This is a genomic window from Acidicapsa acidisoli (assembly GCF_025685625.1).
GTDB classification, from domain to species: Bacteria; Acidobacteriota; Terriglobia; order Terriglobales; family Acidobacteriaceae; genus Acidicapsa; species Acidicapsa acidisoli.
The window spans coordinates 643646-659811 of record NZ_JAGSYI010000004.1 but is presented as its reverse complement, the minus strand read 5'-3'; the positions used below and the strand labels follow the sequence as shown (position 1 = coordinate 659811).

The window sequence follows — 16166 nt, the reverse complement described above, 5'->3', positions numbered from 1 at the left end:
TCTCCTTGTTCGTCCAGCCCGGCAGTCAGTTAGTGAAGATACATGGGCCGGTACGAATCACCACGCATGTCCTCTTCGCGGGTCCAGAATAGCTTTACCGGTGCGTGGTTGCCGATTGTCTTCGCAACCTCGACAATCTCCGACGCTCCGCTCCCTCTCCGCCCGAAGCTTCCGCCTCCAAACAAAGAGTGGATAACGATCTGGTCCTGTTTCAGGCCCGTAATCCGGGCCGCATCGTCCTGCACTCCGGAGACATCCCAATCGCCCGTCCAGATATCGCACTGCTCCGCGGAAAGTCGAACGACTCCACTGAGGGGTTCCATGGGCGCGTGAGCCAGATAGGGAAATTCGAATGTAGCGGTCAGTGTTCGAGCCGCACCGGCAAGGGCCGCCGCGCAATCACCGTCCCGTCGTGCGATAGCGCCAGGATGTTCCAGAAGAGCTCGGTATTCGTTAAGGAATTCCGGCGTTCCGCGCTTCTCGGCCTTTGACTCATCCCACTTGACATGCAGAGCGTTGCGTCCGCGCAGTGCCGCCGGAAAAGATTTTGCGACTACTGCTACTCCGGTCGAAATCTGCACAACGTCGACCATGCCCGGAACTGCTCTTGCAGCAGTTGCGTCGAAGCTCTTCACGGTTGCTCCAAAAAGTGGTGGTCGTGCGACCAAGGCAGTCACCATTTCCGGAAGTGAGAAGTCAATGGCAAAAACTGCCGTTCCGTTCGACTTGGATTTACTGTCGACGCGACCGAGATGCTGAGCTCCGATCAGTTTGAAGTCTTTGGGGTCTTTGAGGACGACCAACGGAGGCACTGGCAGGCTTGCGGCAGCGATGGCAAGTTCACCGAAAGGTGCCTTTCGCCCGGATGGCGGATGCTTTACTACTCCCTCACTTACTTTGATTTCACTGCTGGGAACTCCCCATTTGCCTACCGCGGCGGTTACAAGCATCGCACGGGTAGTGGCGCCTGCCCGACGATATTGTTCATAAGAGTTGGGAATGGAGTTGCTCCCCCCCCCAGTAGTCTGGGAACCGAATTGCAGATTCTTATAAAGGTCCCGATCCGCCCGAGCAGGCACAACGCGGACTTGAGACCAGTCCGCATCGAGTTCCTCCGCAAGAATCGTTGCCAGCCCGGTGTGGATGCCCTGCCCTCCTTCCACATGCTTGGAGACGATCACTACGGTATTGTCGGGAGCAATCCGAAGAAAGGCGTTGGGGCGAATCCATCTTGCCCTGATCCCGCCGGTGCTTGCGCAAGAAGGCGGTTACGATCCGGCAAGTAGAATCCCAGTACGAGACCCGTAACAACTATAGAGCTCGCCTTGAGAAGCTGGTGTCTGCTAGGAGCGATGGCTTCGCTGTCAATCGGCATCGCTCATCCTTTCCGAATTCGCGCGGCTTCGTGAATGGCGGCGCGGATGCGCATATACGTGGCGCAGCGGCAGATGTTGCCGTTCATTGCGGTGTCGATGTCATCGTCAGCAGGGGACGGCTTTCGTTCAAGGAGCGCAATGGCGGACATAATCTGGCCCGACTGGCAATATCCGCATTGAACGACATTGAGGCGCTCCCACGCGCTTTCGACCGCAAGTGCTGTCGGGCCGGAAACTCCTTCGATCGTGGTGACCGACTTTCCCGCAACTGAATGAACTGGTGTAACGCACGAGCGAATCGGCTTTCCGTCAAGGTGCACCGTGCAAGCCCCACAAAGTGCTGCACCACAGCCGTATTTTGTGCCGGTTAACCCAGCAGCCTCGCGGATCGCCCAGAGCAGTGGATCACCTGGAGCGACGTTGAGCGATACCTTGCGATGGTTCAACACGAAAGAGACTGGCACGGTTCACCTTCAACAGATCACGATAACGGCAATGAGTTGAGAGAGTGATGCGATTGTCGCAAAGCTAGAGTTCTGCGGCGCGAAGCGGACGGCTCGGGGCAAAGTTCTGACAGGGGCCCTCTTGACAAATTCGCGCGCGTTCTTGCCACTGGCGGCCTTTGCCATCCATCCCAGTCCTTGTTGCCTCACTTCGCGCCGCATTTCGAGCGCCCAGCGACAGACCCCTCGCGCTTCGCTGTGTGCAGCCGCTACCTTTCCTTCATGAAGGGTAATTCTCGCAGAAAGTCAACGCCGTTCGCGATGATCGCCTTGTTGGGCGTGGTCGCGATGTGGGCAAAATCACAGAGCCTGGCGGGTGCTGTGAGTCCGGTATCCACGAATGGAGAACGGCTCTTCTCCCAATCCTGCGCCTCCTGCCACAGCGCCCACAGCTCAAAAGTTCTCGTCGGTCCCGGTATGAAGGGCTACTACACGACACATCGGCCGCGGCCATCGGACTCCGCGGTACGCACGATCATTTCAGAGGGCAAAAACACAATGCCAGGCTTCAGCAGTCTCAGCGAGGCACAGATAGACGATTTGATCGGCTATATGAAGACGCTCTAGCAAGGCTCGTTGGTATAGCACATCCGACTCAGGAGAAGGGATCACGCTATGAGGCGAATAAGCATATATCTGTTGTCGATCGCTATCATTTCCGCGCCCCTCTGGGGACAAGAAGACACGCTCCGGGAGCTTCAACATGCATTCCAGCTCAATCAGCAAGGCCAGTTTGCCCAGGTCATAGAAGATCTCAAGCCTCTAACTGCGACCGCCTCGATGACTACGCCGGAGCTCGGCCAAACCTGGTTACTGCTCGCGATCGCTTACCACCAGGAGGGAAGATATCAGGAAGCTGAGAACGCTTTCGAGCGGTCTCTGAACTTGCTGAGAAATAATCCGGAATTCTATGAGCAATACGCGGCGGCCTTAAGCGCATACGCAACTCTCTATCGCGATAAGGGGGATATGGACGCTGCATGGAAAATGCGAATGAAGGCACTGCGCATGTATGAGGGGACCAATGATCAAGCTGGCGTAGCTGACGCATGCACGAGCCTCGCAGAGCTTGCCATAACTCAAAAGCATACGAGTAAAGGCACGGGAGTATCTGAGGTGCGCGACTGAGGCATCGAAGGTTGCGAGCGGCCTCACCGAAGATTTCTTCGCTGGACTCTCCTCTACACAAGGTTGGCTGAATGAGGCTGACAAAAATTACGCTGCAGCCGAATCGGAATATCGGCATGCATTGACGCTCGATCTTCTGGGCAGAACGGCCTACACCATTTGAAAGGGAACTATATACCTGAGTCCACAAAATCTAAATGAGGTTCGTAGGTTGAAGGTAGATGAGCCGCTCAACCATCAGCGCCTACGAACTTCACCGCCGCTTTCCCGATGCGGGGTCCGCCCGCAAGTACATGGAAGCAAAGCGTTGGGGGAACACCCCAACCTGCCCGTCCTGTGGAACCTTTGAGCCGATCTACAGGCTAAAGGCGGTTGGCTTCTATCGCTGCCCCGGTTGCAAATTCGACTTCACTGTTCGTACCGGGACGATCATGGAGCGGTCTCACATCTCCCTCGACAAGTGGTTGTACGCCTTCTATCTCGTAATGACAGCCCGCAAAGGCGTTTCATCACTTCAGTTGGCGAAAGAGATCGGCATCACGCAAAAATCTGCTTGGTTCCTTCTCCAGAGGGTTCGTCATGCTTGTGGAAACGGTAGCCATTTCCTGTCCGGCATCGTTGAAGCCGACGAAACCTACATCGGCGGTAAGGAAGCCAACAAGCATGAATCGAAGAAACTGAAGATGGGACGGGGAGCGATAGGCAAAGTGGCTGTACTCGGACTTCGGGAACGCGGCGGTCGTGTTGTGGGTAAAGTCCTCAAGTCTACCGGAGCGGTGGAGATTCAGGGGCTGGTCCACGCTGCTGTCGCGGACGGCTCCTTGCTATGCACGGATCAGCACGCCGCCTATCGCGGAATTGGACGGCTTACCCACGCAGTTGTGAACCATAGCGCCAAGGAGTTCGTGAACGGCATGGCGCATACCAACAGCATCGAAAGCGTTTGGGCCGTCCTCAAGCGGGGCTTCTACGGCGTCTACCACTCGTTCAGCACGAAACACCTACAGCGGTATGTGGATGAGTTCACGTTCCGGCTGAACGAGGGAAACGTGAAGAATCATACGATGGATCGGATCGACTCCCTGCTCGGACGGGCGGTGGGCGCGAGGATCACCTACAAGGAACTCACCGCTTCGGCGTAAGCGGACTACGGAACCTATTGTGAAAGCGAGGTTCCACATGAAAGTTGGCTGGTTGAACGGATGTTTTCGGTTCATCCCCGAAAGTGTTGAAGAGGAGAATGCGTTGAAAGTCCTCTTCCACGGACTTAATGGAGACAGTACGGCAACCGCTCCGGCAGGGAGGCTTCCTGACAAGTTGGTGAGGAGCGAAGCGGAAGTACAACAGCCTGTCTAGGTATTCAGGCTGTTGTACTCTTTATCATCTTCAGTAATCGGGTAGATAAGTAGGCGGTCCCGATCACAATCGACATAGAGACAGACGTATTGAGTTACATCCGGCAGGGTGTCACCCGTTCTCAGAATCCACACTGACTCTTGTGGGTGATGAGCGCCTCTATCCCTCAAAGCTTCAATGAGAGCGCTGTAGTCGGAATCTGGGGCAGTTAAATCGTACGCAATCAGGTAATTAGCCATGATTGGCATTGTACAGCGATGGAATGTATATAGTTCCCTTATGAAGCTATTTCTTGCCCTCACCGCCCTATTTCTCACGTACGCAGCCCTGCCAACCATCGCACAGGCGCAATGGGACGCGCACGGCGGCGGGATTCGGTTGGACGGTAAACGGGAACCGACTTTCCTCCTATCCGAGGGGAACCCGGTAGTCTCAGTCGCGCTTGAGACGCCAACGAAGGGAATTAACAGCATCGTCGTCGCCGTCTCGATACTCATGGAGCGCTCCTGCCAGACGCCATCCGAGGAACAGTGGGACTAGGGAGTGCCCCGCGACTTCCGGTATCAATTCGACGCAGGCCCCACCCAAACCGGCAGTTTCCTTTACTTTCCCGCATACGCACAGATGGAACTTAGAGGCAAGAAAGCAACTGAGTTCTATCGGCAACTTCTCACCCACCGCACACTGCAAATCGAGGGCGGCTGCTCTGCCGAAGATACAAAAATTCGTACAACTAACATCAGCGGTTTGGCTGCCATGCTTGCCAAACTTCCACCGTACTAATCCAGGGGACCCATGAAGCTCTTTCTTGCCATCCTCTATCCCTGTTCGCTAAGTCGGCGGGAGCGCGGATCACGTACAAGGAGCTCACCGAAATGGCGTGAGCCGACTACGGCGTCACTATAGTGAAAGAGAGGTTTACATGGAGATTTATAAAGCCACTAGCTACCCACGCCCCATCAGATTTGATCTGATTCGGCAAGGCGATCAGCGAGAGCGCGAACGCTGGCATCGGGTAGCTTGTCGTTTTGCATTTTGGTATGGACTTGCTCGTAGGTCCGGGAAAACTCTGGAAGAATCCGTCGCAGCGTCTCCAATAAGGCTTCCACTTTCGTTACGATTTCGCTTTGCAGAACTTCTGGAGCAAAATACTCCGCCTCTTCTTCACTCAGAGAAACGTGAGGCTGTTCTAGCCTCTTGAGGCGATCCTTGATGTCACGAATTTCCTTTGTGATCTCAGCTTCATTCATTTCTTGACGCCTTTCGGTTGTTTAGCGAAATAGGCCAAAGCCCCACAACAAACCCAACGAGTCCAAGCATAATTCCGAAGGCCTGCTCATTCGTGCAAGGATTGACGTGGCTTAAATCATAAAAGAAGTGGACTCAGGTATATAGTTCCCATTTGAAAAGTGCCGTCCTGAGCATCTTTGGATTGCTTCAGCGAAGATGGCGCGCATGTACGCTCAAATCTGGAGTGCCCTGTCTCTGAAGCGAATCTTGGCCAACTGACTGAGGCGGATGTGCAGCGGTGACAGTGTCGGAGGTTTTCAAACGGATGTCGTTGAATACGTTTACGAAATACACCTGAATGAGAACTTTTCCACGTTGGCGCCCACCTCCTGCTAATCGGCAGCCTTCAGCTACAAGTAGCGGGTCAGACAAGCCAACCAAGAGTTACAGTTTCATTCGAGCTCCTGGCTTGCATGCAGGGCGATTGGTCACACAATCGTTCCCATGCAGTCACCAAATCCGATTTTAGGCAAGCCATTTTTCGACGCGTATGCGCGCAAGATAACTCGATCTCCATCTTCGAGGAACCTGCGTTTTTCTCCATTCGGTAAATGGAGCGGCTCCGATCGGTGCTTCATCTCTAAAAGACAACCCTCCGACCCTTCGTGCAATCCCGAAACCGTGCCAGTCGCAAGCAGATCGCCTGGACGCAGGTTGCACCCGTTGCTCGCATGATGGGTTACCAATTGTCGAATCGTCCAATACAGGTCGCGTAGATTGCCTTGGCTGACAAGGGCAGGCGCCAGCTTCGCCTCACGCATCCTTCGCGATTGAAGAAGAACCTCGAGCGTGAGTTCGATACCATCCTTTTCAGCAATCGAGGAAGAAAGATAGGGAAGGGGCGTCGGATCGCTGGATGCACGGGTGACCGCCGGTACCCGATACGGCGCCAGCGCCTCCATCGGTACGATCCAGGGTGAGATCGTCGTCGCAAAGCTCTTCGCCAGAAACGGCCCCAACGGTTGATACTCCCACGATTGCAAATCGCGCGCAGACCAGTCATTCACCAGGCATAAGCCGAAGACGTGTTCTTCAGCCTGGGCGATCGCAATTGGTTGCCCCAGCCGATTTCCCACCCCGATAAATGCTCCGATCTCCAGTTCGTAATCAAGTGCTTGCGATGCAGCATAGAGCGGCTCCGCGTCCGCATTTTTGATTTGACCGGAAGGCCTCTGAATCTCCGTTCCACTCGTTACAATTGACGAAGCGCGACCATGATATCCGATCGGAACGTACTTATAGTTTGGCAATAGCGGATTGTCCGGACGGAATAACTTGCCTACGCGCGTTGCGTGATGGATCGATGCGTAGAAGTCGGTATAGTCTCCTATTTGTGCAGGCAGTATCATCTCCGCATCCTGCATAGGGATAAGGCACCGGGCCACACGGTCTCGCATCTCCTCGTCTGAACGATTTGCATCCAGAAGCTCCGTTACGCGGCTCCGAAGCGCAGACCATGATTCTCTTCCGAGGGACATGAGAGGATTGAGTAATTCCGCGCCACATGCCCTCAAAATTGGCTCAGAAAGCGAAGAGAATAGCCCGTCGCAAGCGCAGGCTTGCAAATTCAAGATTCGGTCACCAATCGCTATCGCAAGAAATGTCCGTTCGCGATGGCGAACCGTTCCATAGGGCAGGTTCTCGATCGGGAAATCGCATCCAGTCTCGTTGGCAGATTTGATCCAGCATTCGATCCGGCTTTCTCGGCTCACCTCCATCCCAACGCCTCCATCTCCGCTAATGGCTGTGTGAATGAGCACGAACCAATGCCGCAGAAGAAAGCTTGCCGGACCTCTTCCATTTGCAAGGAGTTCCAGCGAAGGTCATGCCACGCGATGGTCTCTGTTGATACCTGCCATGCGTCTCGCTCCATCTCATCGAGGATCAGTACTGCATCAGCTACATCACCGCCGAGATAAAGCAAAGCTGCGGCGCAGTTAAGATTCACAAAGCCGTGCATCGTTCCTGCTGCACTGTCCGGTGCATCTGTGAAGGGATAGCGTCCAGGCAGTGGATGATGCAGTCCAGCCGTAGCTTTAAAAAGAAGATGGCGCTCTGCAATGGCCTGCAACATACGTGCAACTGCTAGCGATGATGGGAACGTCTCCGCTGCCAATCCACCCAAGCGTAGTTTAACCCTCGCACTGGCCGCGCAAATAGCATCGAGTACCCCGGCATCTGTACCTTCAACCGGCACCTCGAAGTAGGTCACCACTTCAACAGGCAATTGCGCGGCAATGCACTGAATCACAGAGGGCGCGTTGGCTTTTATCTCAATCGCTTCAATTGGCAGTCCGGCATCCATTAAGCGATTCAAGCTATCTACATCGAGGCTTGCCGAAGCAGTAATACTCAGAAGAAGTTCCTGCAGCGAATCGCGCGCGAAGCTTCGCAGTTCTTCCATCCGGCTCAAATCAATAACCAGTCTTCCAAGAACAGCCGCGTCTTTTCCTTGTCGATAGTAAAGATAGTTGCGCACCACCGCGGGCAAATCGAGGCTGGCTGGAGGATAAAGACCAGCGTAGTCGATTAAGCCATCCAGCAATTTGGCGATGACACTCATTTTGGAGTTGAGTGCGCTGGTTTCCGGTTCGCGGGTGGGTTTACGCCATTGCTTGCCGCAAAATACTTTTTCAGCCCCTGCCAGCATTCAAAGTATTCGTGCTGCAGAATCTTTGTCTTCATGGCAAACTCGGTGGGCCGCACCACAAGCTGAGTCTCAAACATGAAGGCCAGCGTATTCTCCAGGTATTGTGGCTTCAGTTCCGCGTTGCTGGCGCGTGCATATGTCTCCGCGTCAGGACCATGCCCCGCCATGCAATTGTGTAGACTTGCGCCGCCGGCCACAAAGCCTTCTGCCTTTCCGTCATACGCACCGAATACCAGTCCCATGAATTCATTCATCAGATTGCGATGGAACCACGGCGGCCTGAAGGTGTGCTCAGCAACCATCCAGCGCGGGGGAAATATCGCGAAATCGCAGTTGGCCGTGCCTGGGATGGCCGATGGAGCGCTCAAAACGGTATAGATCGAGGGGTCGGGATGATCGAAGGAGACTGTGTTGATGCAGTTGAAGCGGGCAAGGTCATATTTGTAAGGCGCATAGTTTCCGTGCCACGCGACAACATTCAGCGGGGAATGATCGATGCTTGCAGACCACAGCCTTCCCATGAATTTTGCTGTGATACGAAACTCGCCTTCGCGGTCTTCGAAGGCTGCGACCGGAATCTCGAAGTCACGTGCATTGGCCAATCCGTTGGCGCCGATCGCGCCTAGTTCGGGAAGCCGAAACGACAATCCATAATTTTCGCAAATATAACCGCGCGAAGACTCGTCGTCGTGTTGCTCTACGCGAAACAACACACCGCGCGGGATAACGCAAATCTCGCCTGGCGCGACATCCAGAATTCCCAGTTCCGTATGAAAACGCAGTCTCCCCAACTGAGGTACGATCAGCAGCTCTCCATCCGCGCTGTAAAAAAACCGATCCTTCATGGATGTATTGAACGCGTAGAGATGGATCGCTACACCCACTTGCATTGCAGGATCGCCATTTCCGCCCAGCGTGACGATTCCATCGACAAAGTCCGTCTTTTCTTTGGGTATAGGCAGCGGGTCCCAGCGAAGTTGATTCGGTGTCGTTGGAACCTCCGTAAACGGACCACTCCGAATCAACCGTGAATCAATCTCTTCGTAAGGGCGGTGTGTAACGGATGGACGGATGCGATAGGTCCAAGTGCGGCGATTAGTAGCGCGTGGCGAAGTAAACGGTGTGCCACTGAACTGCTCAGTGTACAAACCAAGCGGGTGCTGTTGAGGCGCATTTTGGCCAACCGGTAGCGCTCCGGGAACAGCCTCAGTCGCGAATTCGTTTCCAAAACCCGATTGATATTGAACATCGACTGAAATGGATTCCGTCTTCATAACTCTCCATCTAGAGCGAGTCGTTCGGCTTCGCGCATTGCTTCGTAGATCTGGTCGAAACTACTCACAGCAAACAGCAACTTGTGCAACTCATCCACCTTTACCGGAGTGTCGAGGACTTCACGCAATGAGAAATCATGAACTGCACAATGACCTTCCGTTACATTGCGGCATTCCCCATGCGAACTGATGAGGCCGCTTCCATAGACCTTGATTTCGCCGCGTTCGCGAATCAACCCGAATTCGACCGTGTACCAAAACAGGCGGCCAAGTTTCTCGAGAACATCAGCGCTCTCGACGTGTGCGCAAACCCGGCCGTAGTGCGCAAGAAAATCGGCAAACACCGGGTGCGCATGCATCGGCACATGGCCGAAAACATCGTGAAAGATGTCGGGCTCCGGTGTGTAGTCGAGAGCGTCCCTTTTGCGCAACCAGGTTGTAGTCGGGAAAAGGCGCGAAGCAAGCATCTCGAAAAAAGCGGGTGCTGGCAGGAACCCGCTGACGGGCGTGGATGTCCAGCCCGTTCTTGGAGCGAGGCGCGCGCTGATCGATGTCAGATTGGGCAGGCGATCTCGTTGCAGGCCGATGACCTCATATCCCTCAAGATACTCACTGGCCGCATGCTTCTCCAATTCAGGCAACCTGCGGCCCACAAGCTCAGCCCACACGCTGTGCTGCTCATCGGTGTAAGCCGGGTAATCCTGCTGGATAATGAATGGCGCCGCGGTCGATAGCGTTGCAGAATACACGATTGATCTCCCTGAATTAAAGGTTGCCGCGCTCCTGCTGCTCGCGTTCGATGGCTTCAAATAGTGCTTTGAAATTACCTTTGCCAAAGCTGCGGCTTCCTTTGCGCTGGATGATTTCGAAAAAAAGTGTTGGTCGATCCTCGACAGGTCGCGTGAAGATCTGAAGCATGTAACCTTCGTGGTCTCGATCGACGAGAATACCGAGTTCCTCTAACTCGGCGATTGGCTCATCAATAACGCCAACACGCCCCTGCAATTCGCTGTAATACGTGTGAGGGACATGGAGGAAGTCGATCCCTTGCGCGTGCAGACTCTTCACCGTATGCAGGATGTCGCCTGTCGCTAATGCGATATGTTGGACTCCAGGCCCTGCGTAGAAATCGAGATACTCTTCGATTTGCGATTTGCGTTTCCCTTCCGCAGGCTCATTGATGGGGAATTTTACGTAGCCGTTGCCATTGGCCATCACCTTTGACATGAGCGATGAATACTCCGTGGAGATGTCTTCGTCGTCAAAGTGCTGGTAGAGACGGAATCCCATCACACGCGAGTAGAAATCGACCCACGTGTCCATTTCATGCCAACCGACGTTGCCCACCATGTGATCGATGTGGAGCAGACCGGTCGAGTGCGCAAGTGGATCGCCTTCGATCGCGCGATATCTGGGAAGGAATGTGCCTTGGTAGTCGTCGCGCTCGACAAAAGTATGAATCGTGTCCCCATACGTGCAAATACTGGATAGCACAACGCGCCCGTGTTCGTCGGAAATGACATGGGGTTCGGCAAAGCTGGTCGCTCCGCGACTTGTTGTTTCGCGCCAGGCGCGCGATGCATCGTCGACTAAGAGCGCGATGACGCGCACTCCATCGCCATGCCGCTGGATGTGTTCCGCAATAGGCCCGCTGCTCTTCAAAGGTGTGGTCAGCACAAAACGAATCTTGCCCTGTTGAACAACATAGGAGGCGCGATCGCGCTGCCCGGTCTCCGGTCCGGCATACGCGACCAGGGACATGCCAAACGCACTGCGGTAGAAATGCGCTGCCTGGCGGGCATTGCCCACGTAGAATTCGACATGGTCCGTCCCCCGCAATGGAAGGAAATCCGGTCCGGAGGCAGGAGATTCCAGTACGGCATTCGCAGCGGTTGCAGATGAGATGGAACGTAAGCTCGCGTTCATTGGAACCTCCTTCGCCATGAGCACTGGAAAACCGATGAAACTAAGCACTCACGGCTAGACAAAAGAATAGGCTTGTGCGATGAAGCTGGGAATGGCGATCGGTAAGAAAAAATTCACTCGAGGTTAAGAATATTAGGCATAATGGATCAATTGCCTTAAGGCGTGTTCAATATGACCCACAAGATCGTTCCTAATCGAGTTGAGCTGGATGCTATTGCATGGAAGCTCATTGAATGTCTGCAAAATAACGCTCGTCTTTCGTTTGCCGAATTGGGCAGAAAGGTTGGATTATCCACGCCGGCGGTGGCGGAACGAGTGCATCGCCTGGAGGATGCGGGGGTGATCACCGGCTACCATGCTTCGTTGAACCTGGCGACGTTGGGTGTGCCGATTCACATCTGGATGCGGCTCACAATTCCCGGTGGCGATCTGCAGATCCGTCGCACAGTGACGGCAATTCAGGAACTTGTCGAGATCAGCCGGTGCCATCGCATCACCGGATCGGAATCCTTTGTGTTTGAAGCGCACGTTGTGTCAATCCGTCACTTGGAAGTATTGATTGACCGGCTCTCCGCACTGGGAGCAACTTCCACCTCGACAATCTTGTCATCGCCCGTAGAACGCAGGGAGTATGGTGCACGCCATATCGAAAGCTTCGCAAAGTATCTTTGAAAGTTGCGTCAGCAGTGCGGGCACGAGCTTTGTAAGTCTAAATTCCAAATTCCGGCGCGCAAGGACGAGCGGGCAGGGACCGGGTAAGACGCCACAAGGATCGAGTAGGTGACGCCTTACCCATAAGGCATGATAACGTTCATTATCACGCGCTACTTGAGTTGGCAAGCCGACACGCGGCCTGCAGCAAAAAGAGAGGTGGCTTACTCTCTGTCGTTGCTCGTGGTTAGTTGTGGCATCTCGGAGCCCTTGCTTAGTGTGAGCAGACCGGTCTGCGCGTAGGTCAGCAGCTTTGCGCGGGTGTCGGTGATGTCGAGATTGCGCATTGTGAGCTGGCCGATGCGGTCTCGGGGTGAGAAGGTGGATTCGCCCTTTTCCATGGTGAGGCGCTCGGGCTTGAATGTGAGATTGGGTGAGTCGGTGTTCAGGATTGAGTAATCATTGCCGCGGCGCAGCTCGAGGGTGACCTCGCCAGTGACAGGCTTCGCTACCCAGCGTTGGGCGGCTTCGCGAAGCATGATGGCTTGAGGATCGAACCAGCGGCCCTGATACAGGAGGCGACCAAGCTTACGGCCGTTTTCGCGGTACTGCTCGATAGTGTCTTCGTTGTGGATGCCTGTGATCAGGCGCTCGTAAGCAATGAATAGCAGGGCAAGACCGGGAGACTCGTAGATGCCGCGGCTCTTGGCCTCAATGATGCGGTTTTCGATCTGATCGCTCATGCCGAGCCCGTGACGGCCGCCGATACGGTTGGCTTCGAGTATCAGCTCGACGGGTTCAAGGAACTCCTTGCCGTTGAGCGCTACGGGCAAGCCTTCTTCAAAGCGAATGGTGATCTCTTCGCGCTTGACCTCGACGTCGTCGCGCCAGAAGGCGGTGCCCATAATGGGGACAACGATCTTCATGTTACTCGAAAGAAGTTCGAGATCCTTGGCTTCGTGGGTTGCACCAAGGATATTGGAGTCCGTCGAGTAGGCTTTCTCGGAGGACATTTTGTATGCGAAACCGGACCTCTGCATGAAGGCCGACATCTCGGCGCGTCCGCCGAGTTCGTCGATGAAGGCGGCATCAAGCCACGGCTTGTAGACCTTGAGGTCCGGGTTGACGAGGAGGCCGTATCGGTAGAAGCGCTCGATGTCATTACCCTTGAAAGTCGAGCCATCCCCCCAGATGTTGACATCGTCTTCTTTCATGGCGGTGACCAGCATGGTGCCTGTGACAGCACGGCCGATGGGTGTGGTATTGAAATAGGTGATGCCCGCAGTGGAGATGTGGAACGCGCCGGACTGGAGAGCGGCGATGCCTTCGCGAACGAGCGGGCCGCGGCAGTCGATGAGGCGGGCCTTTTCAGCGCCGTACTCGAGTGCCTTGCGCGGGATCTCGTCGTAATCGGCTTCGTCAGGCTGGCCGAGGTTGGCGGTGTAGGCGTACGGCAGAGCGCCCTTCTGCTTCATCCAATGAAGCGCTGCGCTGGTATCCAGGCCGCCGGAGAAGGCGATGCCTACCTTCTGGCCGAGGGGCAGGTTTTCGAGTATTACGGACATGATATTCAGACCTCAAAGATTCAGCCGACGCGCTGAAGGATTCTCAACCATTCTATTTGGCGTCCGGTCGAGGATTTTCTGAGCAGGGCTGAATTCAACAAAACTAAAATATTACACGCCAGATGATACGCCTGAAGATGCCATACATGTTCCCAATCAGAATGCAGACTTCTCGTGGCGGACCGAATCCGAGGTAAGCGCAGTGTGCATCCAGTCGAGCATCTTTCCATTCGACCCTACCTTGTTCTGATAATCTTGCACATCGTGGTATCTGCCCAGTGTTGCTGCAGGTGGTAACGATGAGGCGATGCGGTCTCGGGAGACGGCAGGCGTGAATCCGCCGTCCCAAAGATTTTGTTGCAATCGCAAGTCAATTTGACTTAGCTTCGGAAGGACAACGACGGGGTCCAGCGGGGCGATTGATTTGAGAAAGACTGGCGTCAAGTAGTCGGATGAGGGAGCCAGTGCAGGGGACGTCGGCGATGATCGCTTTGATGGGACTTTGCCTTGGTTGCGAACTCCTGCTGGGTGTTGTGGGGGAATAGAACGTAGGTTCTCCCGCCGTCTGCCGGTTGGTTGTGGCTTGGAATTTGACGGTTTTGGCGCGGGCTTTCTTTCCATGGGTGGAATTATGGGGCACGCTGAGGTGGGTCGGATAGCTTGATGAATGGCATCTGCTCTATCCCACCCTTGCCGCAGAGTGCGCGTCAGGGATGAGGCACCCAGACTGCAGTTACATGTAGGAAGACGAAAAGCAGATCCTTCGCTGCGCTCCGGGTGACAAATCTTTTAACTGAATGACAAGAGCGTTACTTGGTAATTGGGATGCGGAGGTCGTGGCCGGTCATTTCTTTGGGCAGGTGCAGGTTTAGGAGGTTGATCAGTGTTGGGCTGATGTCGCGCAGGCTGCCGTCTGGGCGGAGGGTGTATTTGTTGGCTTCTTCGCCTACGTAGATTAACGGGACAGGGTTGGTGGTGTGGGCGGTGTGTGGGCCGCCGGTGGCGGGGTCGATCATCTGTTCGGCGTTGCCGTGGTCGGCGGTGATCAGCCAGCTTCCACCTTTTTCGCGCAGGGCTTTGTAGATGCGGGCTAATTGGGCGTCTACGTATTCTACGGCTTTGATGGTCGGTTCCAATTGGCCGCTGTGGCCTACCATGTCGGCGTTGGCGAAGTTGGCGATGATCAGGTCGAAGGCTGTGTCGTGGATGGCACTGACGATGGTGTCGCCAATGCCTTCGGCAGACATTTCAGGGGCGAGATCGTAAGTTGCTACTTTCTTGGACTGGATGAGTGTTCTATCTTCGCCGGGGAATGGGGTTTCTACGCCGCCGTTGAAGAAGTAAGTTACGTGGGCGTACTTCTCCGTCTCGGCTACGCGCAGGTTGCGTAACTGGGCTGCGCCGAGGATGTTGGCGAGGATGTTATCCATCGACTGTGGGAGGATGACCATGGGCAAGGAAAAATTCTTGTCGTACTGGGTCATGCAGAGGTAGTAGAGCTTCTTTGGAATCTCGCTGCGGGGGATGGTTTCGTCGAGGGATTCCCAGGCGTCGAGATTGCGGCCGCCGGCCTGGTTGAGGCCGCTTTCGCGAGTGAGGACGCGGGTGATCTGGCGGGCGCGGTCGGCGCGGTAGTTGAAATTGATCACGACGTCTTCGTCGCGGATGAGGCCGTTGGGTTTGCCTGCGGCGTCAGTTACAACGAAGGGGATGGTGAACTCGTCGGTGATGCCGTTGTTGTAACGGTCTCTGATGAGGGCGACGGCGTCGGTGGTGGCTCCACCTTCGGCTTTGCCGAGGCACATGGCGCTGAAGGCTTTGCGCTCTCGGTCCCACTTGCGGTCCCGGTCCATGGCGTAGTAGCGGCCGCTTACGCTGGCGAGTTTGCCGATGCCGTATTCCGCCATCTTATGTAGGAGCTTTTCGATGTAGCCTGCGCCGCTGGTGGGCAGGGTGTCGCGGCCGTCGAGGAAGGCATGGACGAAGACGCGGGTGACGCCGTGGGCCTTGGCGGCGCGCAGGAGGGCGTAGAGATGCTCCTGGTGGGCGTGGACGCCGCCGTCTGAGAGCAGACCGATGAGGTGCAGGGCGCGGTCGTTTTCGCGGGCGCGGTGCATGGCTTTCGCAATGGCCGGAAAGTTGGTGAATTCGTCGTTTGCGATCATCCCGTCGATGCGGGTGATGTCCATTTGCACGATGCGCCCGGCGCCGAGGTTCAGGTGGCCTACTTCGCTGTTGCCCATCTGGCCGTCGGGGAGGCCGACGAAGTGCTCGGCTGCGCGGATGAGGGTGTTGGGGTATTCCGCGAGGAGCTTGTCGTAGGTGGGTTTGCGGGCCAGGGCGATGGCGTTGGCTTCGGTCTTTGGGCTGTAACCCCATCCGTCTAGGATGGTGAGGACTAGCGGGTGCTTGTAAGTGGACACGGCAGTTCCTTTGAAGGCGGCAAG

15 protein-coding genes are annotated in these 16166 nt (G+C 55.3%); 5 read left to right on the top strand and 10 right to left on the bottom strand.

Annotation, left to right across the window (positions count from 1 at the left end; genetic code table 11):
* Window positions 1–29 precede the first annotated feature (29 nt).
* Entirely contained in the window at window positions 30–1226 is a 1197-nt protein-coding gene (locus OHL23_RS24625; protein WP_317891727.1) for a molybdopterin cofactor-binding domain-containing protein, read from the bottom strand.
* Between the two features lie 152 nt (window positions 1227–1378).
* On the bottom strand, window positions 1379–1840 hold the full coding sequence (locus OHL23_RS24620; protein ID WP_263354684.1) for a (2Fe-2S)-binding protein: 462 nt from the start codon (window positions 1838–1840) through the stop codon (window positions 1379–1381).
* Between the two features lie 300 nt (window positions 1841–2140).
* On the opposite strand from OHL23_RS24620, the gene OHL23_RS24615 reads away from it, so the two are divergent.
* The 4 genes from OHL23_RS24615 to OHL23_RS24600 all read left to right on the top strand — a co-directional run bounded on the left by OHL23_RS24615 (window position 2141) and on the right by OHL23_RS24600 (window position 4903).
* Window positions 2141–2446 carry a c-type cytochrome gene (locus tag OHL23_RS24615; protein WP_263354683.1) on the top strand — a complete coding sequence of 102 codons (306 nt, stop codon included), beginning with the start codon at window positions 2141–2143 and terminating at the stop codon, window positions 2444–2446.
* A gap of 48 nt (window positions 2447–2494) precedes the next feature.
* On the top strand, window positions 2495–3007 hold the full coding sequence (locus OHL23_RS24610) for a tetratricopeptide repeat protein (protein ID WP_263354682.1): 513 nt from the start codon (window positions 2495–2497) through the stop codon (window positions 3005–3007).
* A gap of 221 nt (window positions 3008–3228) precedes the next feature.
* The gene (locus OHL23_RS24605; RefSeq protein ID WP_263354681.1) at window positions 3229–4149 is read left to right on the top strand and encodes an IS1595 family transposase; all 921 of its coding nucleotides are present in this window, start codon (window positions 3229–3231) and stop codon (window positions 4147–4149) included.
* A gap of 451 nt (window positions 4150–4600) precedes the next feature.
* A complete protein-coding gene (locus OHL23_RS24600) occupies window positions 4601–4903 on the top strand; it encodes a hypothetical protein (RefSeq protein WP_263354680.1) in 303 nt (100 codons plus the stop codon).
* Window positions 4904–5322: 419 nt separating this feature from the next.
* On the opposite strand, the gene OHL23_RS24595 is transcribed toward OHL23_RS24600, so the two are convergent.
* The 6 genes from OHL23_RS24595 to hppD all read right to left on the bottom strand — a co-directional run bounded on the left by OHL23_RS24595 (window position 5323) and on the right by hppD (window position 11503).
* Entirely contained in the window at window positions 5323–5613 is a 291-nt protein-coding gene (locus OHL23_RS24595; protein ID WP_263354679.1) for a hypothetical protein, read from the bottom strand.
* Between the two features lie 468 nt (window positions 5614–6081).
* Window positions 6082–7371, bottom strand: coding sequence for a fumarylacetoacetase (gene fahA / locus OHL23_RS24590; protein WP_263354678.1), 1290 nt, complete (start codon window positions 7369–7371; stop codon window positions 6082–6084).
* Entirely contained in the window at window positions 7362–8303 is a 942-nt protein-coding gene (locus tag OHL23_RS24585) for a hypothetical protein (RefSeq protein WP_263354677.1), read from the bottom strand. The genes fahA and OHL23_RS24585 overlap by 10 nt, the downstream gene beginning before the upstream one ends.
* Window positions 8213–9577 (bottom strand): homogentisate 1,2-dioxygenase, encoded by a 1365-nt coding sequence (gene hmgA, locus OHL23_RS24580; RefSeq protein WP_263354676.1) that lies wholly within the window; start codon window positions 9575–9577, stop codon window positions 8213–8215. The genes OHL23_RS24585 and hmgA overlap by 91 nt, the downstream gene beginning before the upstream one ends.
* Window positions 9574–10326, bottom strand: coding sequence for a phenylalanine 4-monooxygenase (locus OHL23_RS24575; RefSeq protein ID WP_263354675.1), 753 nt, complete (start codon window positions 10324–10326; stop codon window positions 9574–9576). The genes hmgA and OHL23_RS24575 overlap by 4 nt, the downstream gene beginning before the upstream one ends.
* A gap of 16 nt (window positions 10327–10342) precedes the next feature.
* Window positions 10343–11503, bottom strand: a complete 1161-nt coding sequence (gene hppD, locus OHL23_RS24570) for a 4-hydroxyphenylpyruvate dioxygenase (RefSeq protein WP_263354674.1) — start codon at window positions 11501–11503, stop codon at window positions 10343–10345.
* A 171-nt stretch (window positions 11504–11674) separates the two neighbouring features.
* Here hppD and OHL23_RS24565 point away from each other — a divergent pair, with 171 nt between their 5' ends.
* On the top strand, window positions 11675–12175 hold the full coding sequence (locus tag OHL23_RS24565) for an Lrp/AsnC family transcriptional regulator (protein ID WP_263354673.1): 501 nt from the start codon (window positions 11675–11677) through the stop codon (window positions 12173–12175).
* Window positions 12176–12378: 203 nt separating this feature from the next.
* Here the strand turns inward: OHL23_RS24565 and argG are convergent, their stop codons facing one another.
* Window positions 12379–13719, bottom strand: coding sequence for an argininosuccinate synthase (argG, locus tag OHL23_RS24560; protein WP_263354672.1), 1341 nt, complete (start codon window positions 13717–13719; stop codon window positions 12379–12381).
* An 809-nt stretch (window positions 13720–14528) separates the two neighbouring features.
* Window positions 14529–16142, bottom strand: coding sequence for a 2,3-bisphosphoglycerate-independent phosphoglycerate mutase (gene gpmI, locus OHL23_RS24555; RefSeq protein WP_263354671.1), 1614 nt, complete (start codon window positions 16140–16142; stop codon window positions 14529–14531).
* Window positions 16143–16166: the final 24 nt, after the last annotated feature.

Coding starts and splice junctions, on each gene's coding strand:
- hppD (WP_263354674.1), bottom strand. CDS start 11,503: ATGAACGCGAGCTTACGTTCCATCTCATCTGCAACCGCTGCGAATGCC.
- OHL23_RS24605 (WP_263354681.1), top strand. CDS start 3,229: ATGAGCCGCTCAACCATCAGCGCCTACGAACTTCACCGCCGCTTTCCC.
- fahA (WP_263354678.1), bottom strand. CDS start 7,371: ATGGAGGTGAGCCGAGAAAGCCGGATCGAATGCTGGATCAAATCTGCC.
- OHL23_RS24595 (WP_263354679.1), bottom strand. CDS start 5,613: ATGAATGAAGCTGAGATCACAAAGGAAATTCGTGACATCAAGGATCGC.
- argG (WP_263354672.1), bottom strand. CDS start 13,719: ATGTCCGTAATACTCGAAAACCTGCCCCTCGGCCAGAAGGTAGGCATC.
- OHL23_RS24610 (WP_263354682.1), top strand. CDS start 2,495: ATGAGGCGAATAAGCATATATCTGTTGTCGATCGCTATCATTTCCGCG.
- OHL23_RS24615 (WP_263354683.1), top strand. CDS start 2,141: ATGATCGCCTTGTTGGGCGTGGTCGCGATGTGGGCAAAATCACAGAGC.
- OHL23_RS24600 (WP_263354680.1), top strand. CDS start 4,601: ATGATTGGCATTGTACAGCGATGGAATGTATATAGTTCCCTTATGAAG.
- OHL23_RS24585 (WP_263354677.1), bottom strand. CDS start 8,303: ATGCTGGCAGGGGCTGAAAAAGTATTTTGCGGCAAGCAATGGCGTAAA.
- OHL23_RS24565 (WP_263354673.1), top strand. CDS start 11,675: ATGACCCACAAGATCGTTCCTAATCGAGTTGAGCTGGATGCTATTGCA.
- hmgA (WP_263354676.1), bottom strand. CDS start 9,577: ATGAAGACGGAATCCATTTCAGTCGATGTTCAATATCAATCGGGTTTT.